General features: G+C 70.8%; 13 protein-coding genes and 1 rRNA gene. 2 read left to right on the top strand and 12 right to left on the bottom strand.

Annotation, left to right across the window (positions count from 1 at the left end; translation table 11 throughout):
- Window positions 1-28: 28 nt before the first annotated feature.
- On the bottom strand, window positions 29-1,861 hold the full coding sequence (lepA, locus tag H613_RS0111845) for a translation elongation factor 4 (protein WP_026923961.1): 1,833 nt from the start codon (window positions 1,859-1,861) through the stop codon (window positions 29-31).
- A 306-nt stretch (window positions 1,862-2,167) separates the two neighbouring features.
- Window positions 2,168-3,208, bottom strand: coding sequence for a hypothetical protein (locus H613_RS26120; protein ID WP_035737837.1), 1,041 nt, complete (start codon window positions 3,206-3,208; stop codon window positions 2,168-2,170).
- A gap of 92 nt (window positions 3,209-3,300) precedes the next feature.
- Here H613_RS26120 and H613_RS0111835 point away from each other — a divergent pair, with 92 nt between their 5' ends.
- Window positions 3,301-3,897, top strand: coding sequence for a TetR/AcrR family transcriptional regulator (locus H613_RS0111835; RefSeq protein WP_026923960.1), 597 nt, complete (start codon window positions 3,301-3,303; stop codon window positions 3,895-3,897).
- A 189-nt stretch (window positions 3,898-4,086) separates the two neighbouring features.
- Window positions 4,087-4,359, top strand: a complete 273-nt coding sequence (gene rpsT, locus H613_RS0111830; protein ID WP_026923959.1) for a 30S ribosomal protein S20 — start codon at window positions 4,087-4,089, stop codon at window positions 4,357-4,359.
- Between the two features lie 83 nt (window positions 4,360-4,442).
- Here the strand turns inward: rpsT and H613_RS26115 are convergent, their stop codons facing one another.
- The 10 genes from H613_RS26115 to rrf form a co-directional block, all read right to left on the bottom strand.
- A complete protein-coding gene (locus tag H613_RS26115; protein ID WP_156925979.1) occupies window positions 4,443-4,700 on the bottom strand; it encodes a hypothetical protein in 258 nt (85 codons plus the stop codon).
- On the bottom strand, window positions 4,693-5,691 hold the full coding sequence (gene holA, locus H613_RS26110; protein ID WP_035737835.1) for a DNA polymerase III subunit delta: 999 nt from the start codon (window positions 5,689-5,691) through the stop codon (window positions 4,693-4,695). The genes H613_RS26115 and holA overlap by 8 nt, the downstream gene beginning before the upstream one ends.
- A gap of 451 nt (window positions 5,692-6,142) precedes the next feature.
- Window positions 6,143-8,458 (bottom strand): ComEC/Rec2 family competence protein, encoded by a 2,316-nt coding sequence (locus H613_RS32365; protein WP_051393275.1) that lies wholly within the window; start codon window positions 8,456-8,458, stop codon window positions 6,143-6,145.
- Entirely contained in the window at window positions 8,455-9,252 is a 798-nt protein-coding gene (locus H613_RS29235; protein ID WP_051393274.1) for a helix-hairpin-helix domain-containing protein, read from the bottom strand. The genes H613_RS32365 and H613_RS29235 overlap by 4 nt, the downstream gene beginning before the upstream one ends.
- A 135-nt stretch (window positions 9,253-9,387) precedes the next feature.
- Window positions 9,388-10,239, bottom strand: a complete 852-nt coding sequence (locus H613_RS0111805) for a DegV family protein (RefSeq protein ID WP_026923958.1) — start codon at window positions 10,237-10,239, stop codon at window positions 9,388-9,390.
- Window positions 10,240-10,252: 13 nt separating this feature from the next.
- A complete protein-coding gene (locus tag H613_RS0111800) occupies window positions 10,253-10,678 on the bottom strand; it encodes a hypothetical protein (RefSeq protein WP_026923957.1) in 426 nt (141 codons plus the stop codon).
- Window positions 10,679-10,788: 110 nt separating this feature from the next.
- The gene (locus tag H613_RS26095) at window positions 10,789-11,451 is read right to left on the bottom strand and encodes a histidine phosphatase family protein (RefSeq protein ID WP_051393273.1); all 663 of its coding nucleotides are present in this window, start codon (window positions 11,449-11,451) and stop codon (window positions 10,789-10,791) included.
- Entirely contained in the window at window positions 11,448-11,858 is a 411-nt protein-coding gene (gene rsfS, locus H613_RS0111790) for a ribosome silencing factor (protein ID WP_026923956.1), read from the bottom strand. The genes H613_RS26095 and rsfS overlap by 4 nt, the downstream gene beginning before the upstream one ends.
- 122 nt (window positions 11,859-11,980) lie before the next feature.
- On the bottom strand, window positions 11,981-12,583 hold the full coding sequence (gene nadD, locus H613_RS0111785) for a nicotinate-nucleotide adenylyltransferase (RefSeq protein WP_051393272.1): 603 nt from the start codon (window positions 12,581-12,583) through the stop codon (window positions 11,981-11,983).
- Window positions 12,584-12,795: 212 nt separating this feature from the next.
- Window positions 12,796-12,912, bottom strand: a 5S ribosomal RNA gene (rrf, locus tag H613_RS0111780).
- Window positions 12,913-13,092 lie beyond the last annotated feature (180 nt).

Raw genomic sequence — 13,092 nt, 5'->3', positions numbered from 1 at the left:
GACGGAGACCGTCCGGCGCGCTCGCCGTTCAGCTCTCGTCGGTGCGCAGCGCCGCGATGAAGGCCTCCTGCGGGACCTCGACTCGCCCGACGGTCTTCATCCGCTTCTTGCCCTCCTTCTGCTTCTCCAGGAGCTTGCGCTTGCGGGAGATGTCGCCGCCGTAGCACTTGGCCAGGACGTCCTTGCGCAGGGCGCGGATGTTCTCGCGGGCGATGATGCGCGAGCCGATCGCGGCCTGGATCGGGACCTCGAACTGCTGGCGCGGAATGAGCTTCTTGAGCCGCTCGGCGAGCTTGACGCCGTAGCCGTAGGCCTGGTCCTTGTGGACGATCGCGGCGAACGCGTCGACCCGCTCGCCCTGGAGGAGGATGTCCACCTTCACCAGATCGGCCTCCTGGGAGCCTTCAATTTCATAGTCGAGCGAGGCGTAGCCCTTGGTGCGGCTCTTGAGCTGGTCGAAGAAGTCGAACACGATCTCGGCCAGCGGCAGCGTGTAGCGGATCTCGACGCGGTCGGTCGAGAGGTAGTCCATGCCCTCCTGGACGCCGCGGCGCGACTGGCACAGCTCCATGACCGGGCCGATGTACTCGGTGGGGGTGAGGACCGTGGCCTTGACGATCGGCTCGGTGATCCGCGAGATCTTCCCGTCGGGAAACTCCGAGGGGTTGGTGACCTCGATCTGCTCGCCGTCCTCCATGGTCACCTGGTAGACGACGTTCGGAGCCGTCGAGATCAGGTCGAGGTTGAACTCGCGCTCGAGCCTCTCGCGGATGATCTCCAGGTGGAGCAGGCCGAGGAACCCGACGCGGAAGCCGAAGCCGAGCGCCGCCGACGTCTCGGGCTCGAACTGGAGCGCGGCGTCGTTGAGCTGGAGCTTGTCGAGCGCCTCGCGCAGGTTCCCGTAGTCGGAGCCGTCGAGCGGGTAGAGCCCGGAGAACACCATCGGCTTGGCCTCGGTGTAGCCGGGCAGCGCGGTCTGGGCCGGGGACTTCGCGTGCGTGACGGTGTCGCCCACCTTGGACTGGCGCACGTCCTTGACGCCGGTGATGAGGTAGCCGACCTCGCCGACGCCGAGCGCCTTGCCCGCGGTCGGCTCGGGGCTGATGACGCCGATCTCCAGCAGCTCGTGGTCGGCCCTGGTCGACATCATGCGGATCCGGTCGCGGGCGTTGAGCTTGCCGTCGACGACGCGGATGTAGGTGACCACGCCGCGGTAGACGTCGTAGACCGAGTCGAAGATCAGCGCGCGGGGCGGGGCGTCGGCGTCGCCGGTGGGGGCCGGGACCTGTGCGACGATCGCGTCGAGCAGTTCGGCGACGCCCTCGCCGGTCTTGCCCGAGACGCGGAAGACGTCCTCGGGCTCGCAGCCGATGAGGTGGGCCAGCTCCTCGGCGTACCGGTCCGGGTCGGCCGAGGGCAGATCGATCTTGTTGAGCACCGGGATGATCGTCAGGTCGTTGCCCATCGCCAGGTAGAGGTTGGCGAGGGTCTGGGCCTCGATGCCCTGGGCGGCGTCGACGAGGAGGATCGCGCCCTCGCAGGCGGCCAGGGACCGCGAGACCTCGTAGGTGAAGTCCACGTGGCCGGGCGTGTCGATCATGTTGAGCACGAAGGCCTCGCCCTCGGCCTCGCCCGAGCGGGCCGTCCACGGCATCCGGACGGCCTGCGACTTGACGGTGATGCCCCGCTCGCGCTCGATGTCCATCCGGTCGAGGTACTGCTCGCGCATCTTGCGGGCGTCGACGACCTCGGTGATCTGCAGCATGCGGTCGGCCAGCGTCGACTTGCCGTGGTCGATGTGCGCGATGATGCAGAAGTTCCGGATCGACTCCGGAGCGGTCGAACCTGGCGCGTTCGTCACGTTGGCCTTCCTTCTCGGCGAAACCTGCGGGCCGTTGACCGGCGCTGCTCGTGTGGGGGTGGGCGACCCAATTCTGCCTTACCCACCCGGCCTCGCCCGAACACCCGACGAAGAAGGCCGTCCCCGCCACGTCCCGCGCTCGAACAGGGCGCAGATCTCGCCCGCGACCGGAACCAAACTCCAGTCTCTATAGCTTATACCCTATAACATATATTCTATATCTTGTTTCTATAGAATATATGTTATAGGGTATAAGCGCGGCCCTGCCGCCGCCCCGTGATCGCGGGGCGGCGGCAGGGCCATGGATCAGACGGCGGCGGCGACCGGCTCGGGTGAGGCCGTCTCGACCTGCCGCACCTTCGCGCGGACCGCGCCGATGATGAACAGAATGATCCCCCCGGCCAGCCACGAGGCCAGGACCACGACCGCGACCGATGCTCCGTGGCCGTCGAAGAACGACACCGACCGCAGCAGCGTCCCGCCCGCGCCCGGCGTCAGGTACCGGCCCACCTCGCCCCACGGGGCGGGCAGGAGCTCGGGGGCGCTGGTCAGGCCCGAGAGCGGGTTGCCGACGAGCATGATCAGGGCCGCGCCGATGATGGTGCCCGCGCGGCCGAGCAGCTTGGTCAGGCCGAGCACGGTCCAGGTGGCGGCGAGCAGCGCCAGGGCGACCGCCCCGGCGACGGTCCAGTAGTCGCCTTCGACCGAGCCGAGCCAGTACCGCAGGATCGCCGCTATGGCGGCGCCGACGGCGAGCGGGGCGAGGACCGCGGCGGCGGCCTGGCGGCCCGAGCCGCGCATGGCCGTGCCGATGAGCACGGCGATGATGATGCCGCCGGCGGCCATCGGCAGGGCCGAGGCGGCCAGGCCCGCGCCGTTCGGGTCCTCCTCGGGCAGCGGCACGACGTCTTCGACGCTCACCTGGACGGAGCCGGGCTGCCCGGCCGCTTCGCCCATGCCGGCGGCGATCTGCTCGGCGATGCCGCCGACCATGCGCGCGACCGCGGGCGAGGCGGCGCCGGCGGTGTAGAGGTCGACGCCGTCGGTGCCGACGGCGAGGGCCGCGTAGACCTCGCGCTCCTCGATCATCGCGACGGCCTCCTCGGGACTCGCGGCCGCGACGACGTCGAAGCCGCCGGGCCGGGCCTCGTCGAGCCTCCCGGCGACCTGTTCGGCGGCCTCGGGCGGCCCGACCACGGCGATGGGGAGGTCCTCGGGGCCGGTGTTGGACGAGGGCCAGGCGAACGCGATGGTGAGGACACCGACGATGAGGGTCAGGCCGAGGACGAGGCCGACGACGCGGCCTGCGGGAGTGCGGGTGGGTGTGGAAGGTGCGGTGGTCTCCATGACGGCTTCCAATCGTCCGTAAGATACGACTCGTATCTAATCTCTCGTCAAGGTATAACATAAGAAACGAGCAGTATCTAGTGGGGGTGCTCATGTCACAGGAGAACCGGACCCGACGCCGCGGGAAGGAACTCGAAGGAGCGATCTTCCAGGCCGTCTGGGAGGAGCTCCAGGAGGGCGGATTCGCCGCGGTCACCATGGACCGCGTCGCCAAGCGGGCCGGCACCAGCAAACCGGTGCTCTACCGGCGCTGGCCCAGCCGCGTCGAGCTCATGGTCGCCACCGCCCTGCACATGCTCCCCAGCGCCGAGTCGATCCCCGACACCGGCTCGCTCCGCGACGACACCGTGACGCTGCTCAAACTCATGCAGCAGCGCCTGGTGGCCCTCGGACGCGAGACGATGATCGGGATCCTCACCGAGGTCACCGAGAAGCCCGACGTGAACGAGCAGGTCTTCAAGCGGCTCATCGGCTACCTGCGGGCGCTCATGACCGACACGGTGCTCCATCGCGCCGCCGAGCGCGGCGAGATCGTGCCCGGGCAATTGAACGAGCGACTCCAGACGCTGCCGATCGACTTGGCGCGCAACGAGTTCATCCTCACCGGAGCGCTGCCGGACGAGTCGATCGAGGAGATCGTCGACACGGTGTTCCTGCCGGCGCTCGCGGGCCGCGCGCTGGCCGAGTGAGCGCCCCGCGGCGCCTCAGGCGGCCCGAGGTGAGCGACGCGCGCGACCTGGTGTAACCTGGCTCGCGGTCAGGATGCCAGGCCGTGTGCCCTTCTCGGCTCCTGGTAACGTTGATAGTCGCGCGGCGCGCGCCCTGCGCCCGACGCGGTTTGTAAGGAACCAAGTAATCACGAGACTGAGGCTTCACGCGTGGCGAACATTAAGTCCAAGGAAAAGCGCAACCGGCAGAACGAGAAGCGCCGGATGCGCAACAAGGCTGTGAAGTCGTCGCTGAAGACCGCCATCCGGAAGTTCCGTGAGTCGGCGGCCACCGGCGACGTCGCTGCCGCCGGGATCCACCTGCAGGCCGCCAGCCGCGAGCTGGACAAGGCCTCCTCGAAGGGTGTCATCCACAAGAACCAGGCCGCCCAGCGCAAGTCGAAGATGGCCGCGGCCTACAACAAGCTGGCCCAGGCCGCCTGATCCAGGCGCCGCCTGACCGAACAAAGCTTCACAAGAAGGCCCCGACTGGTGCAATGCCCAGCGGGGCCTTCGCCGTGCCGCTTTCAGCGGCCGCTGCCGCGGTCCACGGCCCCCGCGATCACGTCGTTGAGCTTCACCATCACCGCCACCGCCAGCGGCAGCACCGGCACGACCCACCACGAGACCAGCTCCGTCAGCGCCATGAGCACCCCCAGCGCGATCGTCCCCTCGAAGAACACCACGCACCAGACGTGCGGCAGGTACAGGTGCCGCAGACGCAACGCCCGCGCGTACCACGACCGCCGGGGCCGCTTCACTCGGCCGTGACGATACTCAGACACGGCCACCCGTCTCCTCGCCCGCCTTGCTCAGCCTCGTGATCTTCAGGATGGCGTGCTCCAGCGCCCACGCCCGGTCGTCGACGCCACCCTTGACGTCGCCGTTGAGCTTGGCGCACACGCGCATCGCCTCGGCCAGGCCGTCGGCGGTCCAGTTGCGGGACTGGCGCCGGGCCTTGTCGATCTGCCAGGGCGCCATGCCGAGCTGCCCGGCGAGCTGGGCCGCGCCGCCGCGCTCGGTGGCCACGCGCGACAGGTTCCGCACCGCCATCGCCAGCGCGTCGGCGATCGGCACCGGGTCGACGCCGACCTGCATGGCCCAGCGCAGCGCCCCGAGCGCCTCACCGGCGTTCCCGGCCACGGCCGCGTCGGCGACGCTGAAGCCGGTGACCTCGGCGCGCCCCGAGTAGTAGCGGGCGACGCTGTCGACGGTGATGTTGCCCTCGGTGTCGGACACGAGCTGGGCGCACGCCGAGGCGAGTTCGCGCAGGTCCGAGCCGACGGCCTGGATGATGGTGTCGGCGATCTCGGCGGACGCCGAGCGCGGGGAGGCGCCGGCGGCGCGCAGCTCGCCGCGCACGAACGCCACCCGGTCGGGCTGGCGCTTGATCTTGGAGGCCCGCACCAGCTCGACGTCGAGCTTCTTGAGGCCCTCGGCGAGTGCCTTGCCCTTGTTGCCGCCGTTGTGGCACACCGCCATGTAGATGCCGGGCGCGGGTCGGGAGGCGTAGTCGAGGACGGCGGCGGCGGTGTCCTTGCCGGCGTCCTGCGCGGATTCGATGATCGCGATCACGGCCCCGCCGAACAGGGTGGGGCTCGTCAGCTCGGCGAGCGAACCGGCGGTGAGGTCGGAGGCGGGGACGCGGTTGACCACCGGAGGCGGGTCGGCGGACGGCAGGTCGTCGCGCACCGCCGCGACATATTCGGCGGCGGCCCGCTCGGCGAGGAATTCGTCGTCGCCCAGCACCAGGCGGATCGGATGGAGTGCAGCCACGGCTCCATCCTTCCACGTTCCGAACCGGGGCCTCAGGTTCCACCGCGCCGAGGTCGCGCGCACGACGCCGCCGTCCTGCCTGCGCAACCGCGACGGCCGCCCTCGGGGCGTTCGGCGGGCTGTCACTCGAACGGCGTCACCGCCTCCGTCGATCGAGTGAATTTCGAGGCGTACGCCATTCGCCCGCGCGGGCGGGCGCCATCGCGCCGGCTCGCCCCGATCATCCGGCCCGCACGGTTTCGCCCCCGCGAGCACACGGCGCACAGCGCCTCGCGGCGAGTCCACGTCTCCATGCCCGCGGCCGGGAGCGGCGGAGACGTCCGCGCCGCGCATGCGATGCACTGGCCCGCCGCCCGCGGGCCTTCACCTCGGCTTCGACGCTTCCAGCCTGCCGAAGGACAGCGGGTCGGCCGCGCGCGGGCCTTCCGCCTCCCGGGGCCTCGCTCGGTCGTCACTTGGTCGTCGTCACTCGAAAGGCGTCACCTTCTCTCGTCACCGTGACCGACCCTGACAGGTCCGTCCGGAACACCAGGCTCCCCGACTCCTCCAGCAGCGCCAGCGGTCCCGGGTCGGGATGCCCGTACTCGTTGCCCGTCCCGACGCTCACCAACGCCACCGCGGGATCCGCCGCCTCCAGGAACTCCGGCACCTGGAACGACGAACCGTGGTGCGGCACCTTGAGCACGTCCACATCCAGATCCAGCCCCTCGTCCAGCAGCCGCTGCTGCGCCTCCACCTCCACATCCCCGGTCAGCAGCAGGCTCGTCCCCGCCACGTCGGCGCGCACCGCCACCGAGTTGTTGTTCGGGTCCGAGCGCGTGCCCGACAGCAGCCGCTCGGGCGGCCACAGCACCTCCAATCTCGTCGCGCCGAACTCGAACACCTCCCCGGGCACCGGTGCGAGCACCGGCACCTCACCGGCGTGCTCGGCCACCATGTCGAACCCGTACCGCGCCTCGCCGGGCGGCGGCGCCAGGATCGCGTCCACCTCCCTGCCCTCCACCACCCCGCCGATCCCGGCCGTGTGGTCGACGTGAAAGTGGGACAGCACCAGCAGCGCTATTCGGTCGACGCCGAGGCCGTCCAGGCAGGCGTCCACCGATGCCGCGTCCGGCCCGGCGTCGACCACCACGACCGCGTCCCCGGCGGGCAGCACCAGCGCGTCCCCTTGGCCCACGTCGCACATCGTCACCACCCAGCCCGACGGCGGCCCGTCGGTGAGCAGGCAGGCCGGGATCGCGCCCAGCGCCGCCACCGCGAGCAGCGCCAGGAGCGGGCGGCGCAGCCGCCGCACGTGCAGCAGTCCGATCAGGACCGCGAGGGCCAGCCCGGCGAGCAGCCCCCACCACACGCCCGTCGGCCACGGCAGCACCGCGCCGGGCACGTCGGCGCCGGTCTCGGCCAGCCACACCAGCCATCGCGCCGGGATCGCCGCCGCCCGCGCGCACCACTCCCCCGCCGGAAGCCAGACCGCCGCCGCGGCCGCCGCGGCGACCGACAGCACCACCACCGGCGCGGCCACCAGCGTCGCCAGCAGGTTCACCGGGATCGACACCAGGCTGATCCCGCCGGTGAACATTGCCAGCAGCGGCGTCACCGCCACCTGCGTCGCGGCCGGGATGGTCACCGCCAGCGCCACCGGCTGCGGCCAGCCGCGGTGCTCCAGCGGCCGAGCCCAGCGGAACGCCAGCAGCACCAGACCCGCGCACGCGGCCACCGAGAGCGCGAACCCCAGCTGCGCGGCCATGTCCGGGTCGGCCAGGATCAGCACGAGCACCGCCGTCGCCAGCGCGGGCATCACCGCCCTGGGGCGGCCCGCGGCCAGGGCCAAGAGCATCATCCCGGCCATCACCGCCGCGCGGAGCACGCTCGGCTGCGGCCCGGCGATGACCACGATGCCCGCCACGGCCACCGCGCCCACCGCGACCCGCACGCGCGGCCCGGCCCGCAGCGCCAGGGCCACCGCCAGGACGGCCCCGACCACGAGGCTCAAGTGGTAGCCGGAGACCACCACCAGGTGCACGAGCCCGGTCGCGCGGAAGTCCTTGGCCAGCTCCGGGTCCATTCGGGACGCGTCGCCCACCGCGAGCGCCGGGATGAGCCCCGCCTCGGGTTCGGGCGCCGCGGCCGAAGCCGCCGTCAAGCGCTCGCGGACGTGCGCGGCCAGGCGGTGCGGCGCGGACGGCCGCCCTTCGAGCTCGGGCGGCCCCCGCGCGCTCACCACCGCGGCCGTCAAGCGGCCGGGTTCGGCCTGCCTGACCACGGCGGTGGTCGTGAGCCGCTGGCCCGCGGTCACCTCCCCCCATGCGTCGCCGCTGGCGACGAGCATGACGCGCCAGTTCCCGCGCACCGTACGCGAGTCGCCCGCGAACGACCGCAGGCGGGCGCTGGCCGTGTAGACGTCGGAGCGGCTCGCCGACGGCTTGGGGAACGTGTCGATGACCAGTTCCGCCTCACCGGCGGCTTCGACGGCGACGAGGGCGCCGAGCGCGTCATCGTCGCGGGCGGCCACGTGCACCGCCGTCACGGCCGAGGCGAGCAGGCCGCCGAACGCGACCGTGGCGAGGGCCGCCCAGGCGCGGCCGTGGCGTCCGCGGCCCAGCAGGACCAGTCCCGCGCAGCCAACCGCGGTGAGCGCCCCGGTGGCGGCGCTGCCGTAGAGCCCGCCGAGGGCGGCGGCCCAGGCGCCGATCGCGGCCAGCGGCAGCCGCCAGTCGCGGCGGACGACGTCGGAGGCCTCCAGGTGCCGCTCGCCCGTACCGCTCACAGCGTCACCTGGTCGCGGATCTGGTCGAGCATCTTCGGGCCGACCCCTTGCACTTCGGACAGTTCGTCGATCGACTGGAAGCTGCCGTTGGCCTGCCGGTAGTCGATGATCCGCTCGGCCAGGACGGGGCCGATGCCCGTCAGCGAGGTGAGCGCCTCCTCCCCGGCCACGTTGACGTTGACCAGGCCGCCCGGGGCCGCGCCGCCTCCGGCCGGTGCGGCGCCCGCCGGGCCTTGGCCGGCGGCGGTGTCGGGCACCGCGACGAGGTCGCCGTCCGAGACCACTCGCGCCAGATTGAGGAAGCCGGGGTCCGCGCCGTCGGCCAGGCCGCCCGCGGCCTCGATCGCGTCGGCGACCCGCGAGCCGGTCTCCAGTTCGACGATGCCCGGTTCGTTCACGGCTCCCGCGACCGAGACGACGATCGTCTCCGGTGCCGCCGCGGCGGCCGAGGCCGCCGGTTCGGCCGCCGCCGTCGCCGCCGGTTCCGACTCCGGCCAGGCGAGGACCGTGACGAACAGGCCGACGGCCGCGACGACGACCGCCACCGCCGTCAGCACCCAGCGGTTGGCGTGGGACAGGCCGAGCCTCGCCTGGAGCCTTTCGACGCGGTCGTTCAGCTGGCGCCGCGCCGGCGGCAGTGACAGCGGCGCCGGTGCGGTCTCGCCGCCGCGGGCCTCGCCGCTGGCGACGTCCACGGTCTCCTCGCAGACCCGCTGCGGTTCGTCGGCCTCGTCGAGTTTGAGTCGGAGCCTCGCGGCAAGCGCCGCGCCTTCTGGTGGATCTTTGACGTCCATACCCGGCTCAACGAGCAGAGGTTACGGCCGTGACTCAAGAATTTTCCGGCCTGTGGACAACCCGATCACCCCTGTGGACAACCGCGGTTGCTGTGGACGATCGCGATTCGAGCGGTCATAATGCGTCGGCGCGAATCAGGCGAGGCGGCGTGTGATGACGCTGACGAGTCCCGGCCCGCAATGGGCGCCTATCGCCGCGCCCACCTCGGTCACGTCCATGCGCAGCAGGCGGTCCCCGAAGCGCTCGCCGAGCCAGTCCGCCAATGCCTCGGCGCGCCGCTCGGCGCCCAGGTGGTGCACGGCCATCTCGACCTGCGAGTCCCCGGCGTCGCCCACCGCCAGCGCGGCCAGGCGCTGCAGGCCTCGCGTGGGCGTGCGGACCTTCTCGATCATGTCGATGCGCCCGTCGTCGACGCCGAGGATCGGCTTGACCGACAGGGCCGTGCCGACCAGCGCCTTCGCGGTGCCGATCCGGCCGCCGCGTCGCAGGTACTCGAGCGTGTCGAGATAGAAGTAGGTCGTGGTCCGGCTGATGGCCTCCTGCGCGGCGGAGGCGCATTCCAGCACGTCGCCGCCCTTGTCGGCCGCGTCGGCCGCCGCGAGTGCGGGGAAGCCGACGCCCATGCCGGCGCCGAGCGAGTCGACGACCGCGACGCGCCCGCCGAAACCGGCGGCGGCCGCCTCGGCCGCGGCCACGGTCCCCGACAGCTTGCCCGAGAGGTGCACCGACACGACACCGGCGGCGCCCTCGTCGAGCAGCCGCCCGTACGTCTCGCGCAGCAGCTCGGGGGAGAGCCGCGACGTCGTCACCGTCGTGCGCGGCTCGCGCAGCGCCTGGAGGATCTCCGCGGGGCCGATGCCCTCGCCCTCGCGGTGCTCCTCGCCGCCGATGAGCACCGGGATGCCGAGCACCGTCAGATTGCCCTGGGCGGCACGGAGGCGCTCGGGCAGCGCCGAGGTGGAATCGGTAACGACAGCGACGGTCACCCGGCCACATTACCTAACCGGCGGACTCGGCTTCCTCCACCACGAACGGGGTCCCCTGCTGGCAGAACGACATCATGCCCCGATCGAGGTGCCCGTGCAGGGTCACCTCCGCGCCCGCGTGGACGACGGACTTGTCATAGGTGCCGAAGATGCCGTAGACGGTGCCGTTGTAGGTCATGACCAGGCACCCGGACTCGACGCCGGACTCGATCGTGCCGGAGATGGTCATCGCGGCGTTCGACGTCGGCTCGTCCGAGCCCATGGACGGGTCGAGGTAGGGAGTCTCGCCTGGCATCTGGGTCTCCTCCGGGTCGGTCGACGGCGGCTCGGTCGGCTCAGTGGTCTCGGTGACGGGTCCGGCGGTGGGCAGCATGATGCTCGGGGAGTCCTCACTTCCGCCGCTCCCGCCCGACGCCCCGCAGGCGGCCACAGCGGCCATGAGGAGTCCGCTGGCGGCAACGGCGCAGGCGAGCCTCGTGAGCTGTCTGACGCGTAGTCTCGGTGTATCCATACGGATTCGACGTCCCGGATCGGGGTGCGGTTGCACCGCTATGCTTGGCCGCCCGCCAGCTGGCCTTTCGCGAGCGGCGACGAGCCGAGCGTGTAAGGGGCGGTGACGCCGAGGTTGTAGCCGTACAGCCGCCACTTCCCAGAGTTCATCCGCCGCAGGTCGGCCCAGTGCACGTTGTCCATGCCCGAGAGGCTGCGGGTTGGGTCGTGGTCCCATCCCAGCACGCCGCTGACGATCTGTCGAGCCGAACCGCCGTGGCAGACGAGGATCGCGGTGCCTTCGACCTTGGACTCGACGAGGTCGCGCACGGCTTCGCCGGTGCGGCGCTTGAGGTCGTCCCATGTCTCGATCTCGGGGTCGACCAGCGGTTCCTGGGCGCGCCAGCGCCGGTGGTCGTCGGGGAAGCGTTCGGCGATCTGCTTCCTGGTCAGCCCCTCCCAAGGGCCGTAGCCGCGCTCGCGCAGGCGCTTGTCCAGCTCGATCTCGACGCCGGTGAGCTCGGCGACCGGCCGGGCGGTGTCGACGGCCCGGCTCAGGTCGGAGGAGATGATCCGGGTCGGTTCGTACGCGGCGAGCGTCGACGCGGCCTCGGCGGCCTGGGCGCGGCCCGTCTCGTCCAGGCCGATGTCGGAGGTGCCTTGGAAGCGGCCCGACAGGTTCCATGCCGTCTGCCCGTGCCGCACCACCAGAATCCGGTTCATCGCTGCTCCTCGGTGTCGCCGTCGCGCCCCGACGACGGCGCGGAGGCGTCGACGAAGGGAATCTCGGGGCAGTCCTTCCAGAGCCCGTCGAGGCCGAAGTACTGGCGTGCCTCCTGGTGGAAGACGTGGACCACGATCTCGCCGTAGTCGAGCAGCACCCACTGCTCGCCGCCGCCCTTGCCCTCCCGGCGCAGCGGACGCGTGTCGTGTTCCTTGATGAGCCGCTCTTCCACCGCGTCGACGATCGCCTTGACCTGCCGCTCGTTCGACGCCGAGACGATCACGAAGACGTCGGTAAGCGCGATCTTCTCGGTGACGTCTCGCAGATTGATGTCATGGGCCTTCTTGTCGGCTGCCGCCTGCGCTGCGGAAAACGCCAGGGTCTTGGCGGTGTCGGTTGCGGTCACGTATTCCCCTATCGACGAGAATGCTGCCGGTGCTCTCCGGCGTACCGCTCTAGTCTTACACGCCCGGACCGACAACGCCTTCCGCGTTTCAGGCCATCAGGCGTGCGCCACGTTCAGGGCTGTCAGCTGCGGTAAAGGCCGTGTTCGGCGATGTACCGGTCGACGAGGTCGGGGACCAGATAGCGGATCGGTTCGGCATCGGCGACACGCCGTCGGCACTCGCTGGAGGAGACGGCGACGCCGGGCATGTCGACGAACTCGACCTCGATGCCGAACGGGAGGTCCACCTCGCGCCGCGAATGGCCGGGCCGGTTCACGGCGATGAACTTGACGGCCTTGCACAGCTCGTCGGCCCGATGCCAGGTGTAGAGGTTCGCGAGCGAGTCGGCGCCGATGATGAAGTACAGGTCGATCGGGTGGTCGTATTCGGCTCGTACGTCGGCGACGGTGTCGACCGCATAGGTGGGGCCGGGCCGGTCGATATCGCAGGTGCTGACGCGGAACCGCGGGTCGGGTTCGGCGGCGAGGCGCGTCATCGCGAGCCGGGCGGCGGCATCGGTGATCCGGCGATGGTTCTTCTGCCAGGGATCACCGGCGGGGACGAAGACGACCTCGTCAAGCTCGCATCGCGCCGCTGCCTCACTGGAGGCGGCGAGATGACCGAGGTGTGGGGGATCGAATGTTCCTCCGAAGATCCCCACACGACGAAACGGCAAATCTGGCACAGCGCAGATCCTACAGCGGCTGAATATGCCACCGCCGAAGTCGCAATACAGGCCAGACAAGGCGCGCGTACCGCGCGGTGTGGTCGTGCGGTCCGGCTCCCCGGCGCTCGGCCGAGCGCCCGGGAGACCGCATGGCGCGTGGGTGTTCGTTTCGAGAGGACACGGGAAAGGCCCCCACCGGTTCCGGTGGGGGCCTTTCCTTCATGTTCAATGTTTGGCGGTGTCCTGCTCTCCCACACCCTCTCGAGTGCAGTACCATCGGCGCTGGAAGCCGTAACGACCGGGTTCGGAATGGGACCGGGTGTGCCACTTCCGCTCTCACCACCAAACAAACCAGTGAGAACACACGCCCCCGCATACACGGGATGCGTGGCCTGCAAAACCTTGACGAACACCCCTCGGGAGTGTTTCGTGCGCGGTTCTGGACGTGTTGTCTCAGAATCGCATAGTGTGCGTGAATATCGTTTCTACCAGCAGACTGCAAAAGTTAAGTTCTCGGCGGTTAGTAC

It is taken from the genome of Glycomyces arizonensis DSM 44726, from assembly GCF_000482705.1.
Lineage (GTDB): Bacteria > Actinomycetota > Actinomycetes > Mycobacteriales > Micromonosporaceae > Glycomyces > Glycomyces arizonensis.
The sequence above is the reverse complement of the archived record's forward strand: the minus strand, read 5'-3'. Positions and strand labels throughout refer to the sequence as shown.

Coding starts and splice junctions, on each gene's coding strand:
- H613_RS26120 (WP_035737837.1), bottom strand. CDS start 3,208: ATGGAGACCACCGCACCTTCCACACCCACCCGCACTCCCGCAGGCCGC.
- H613_RS0111835 (WP_026923960.1), top strand. CDS start 3,301: ATGTCACAGGAGAACCGGACCCGACGCCGCGGGAAGGAACTCGAAGGA.
- H613_RS29235 (WP_051393274.1), bottom strand. CDS start 9,252: ATGGACGTCAAAGATCCACCAGAAGGCGCGGCGCTTGCCGCGAGGCTC.
- H613_RS0111800 (WP_026923957.1), bottom strand. CDS start 10,678: ATGGCCGCTGTGGCCGCCTGCGGGGCGTCGGGCGGGAGCGGCGGAAGT.
- H613_RS26095 (WP_051393273.1), bottom strand. CDS start 11,451: ATGAACCGGATTCTGGTGGTGCGGCACGGGCAGACGGCATGGAACCTG.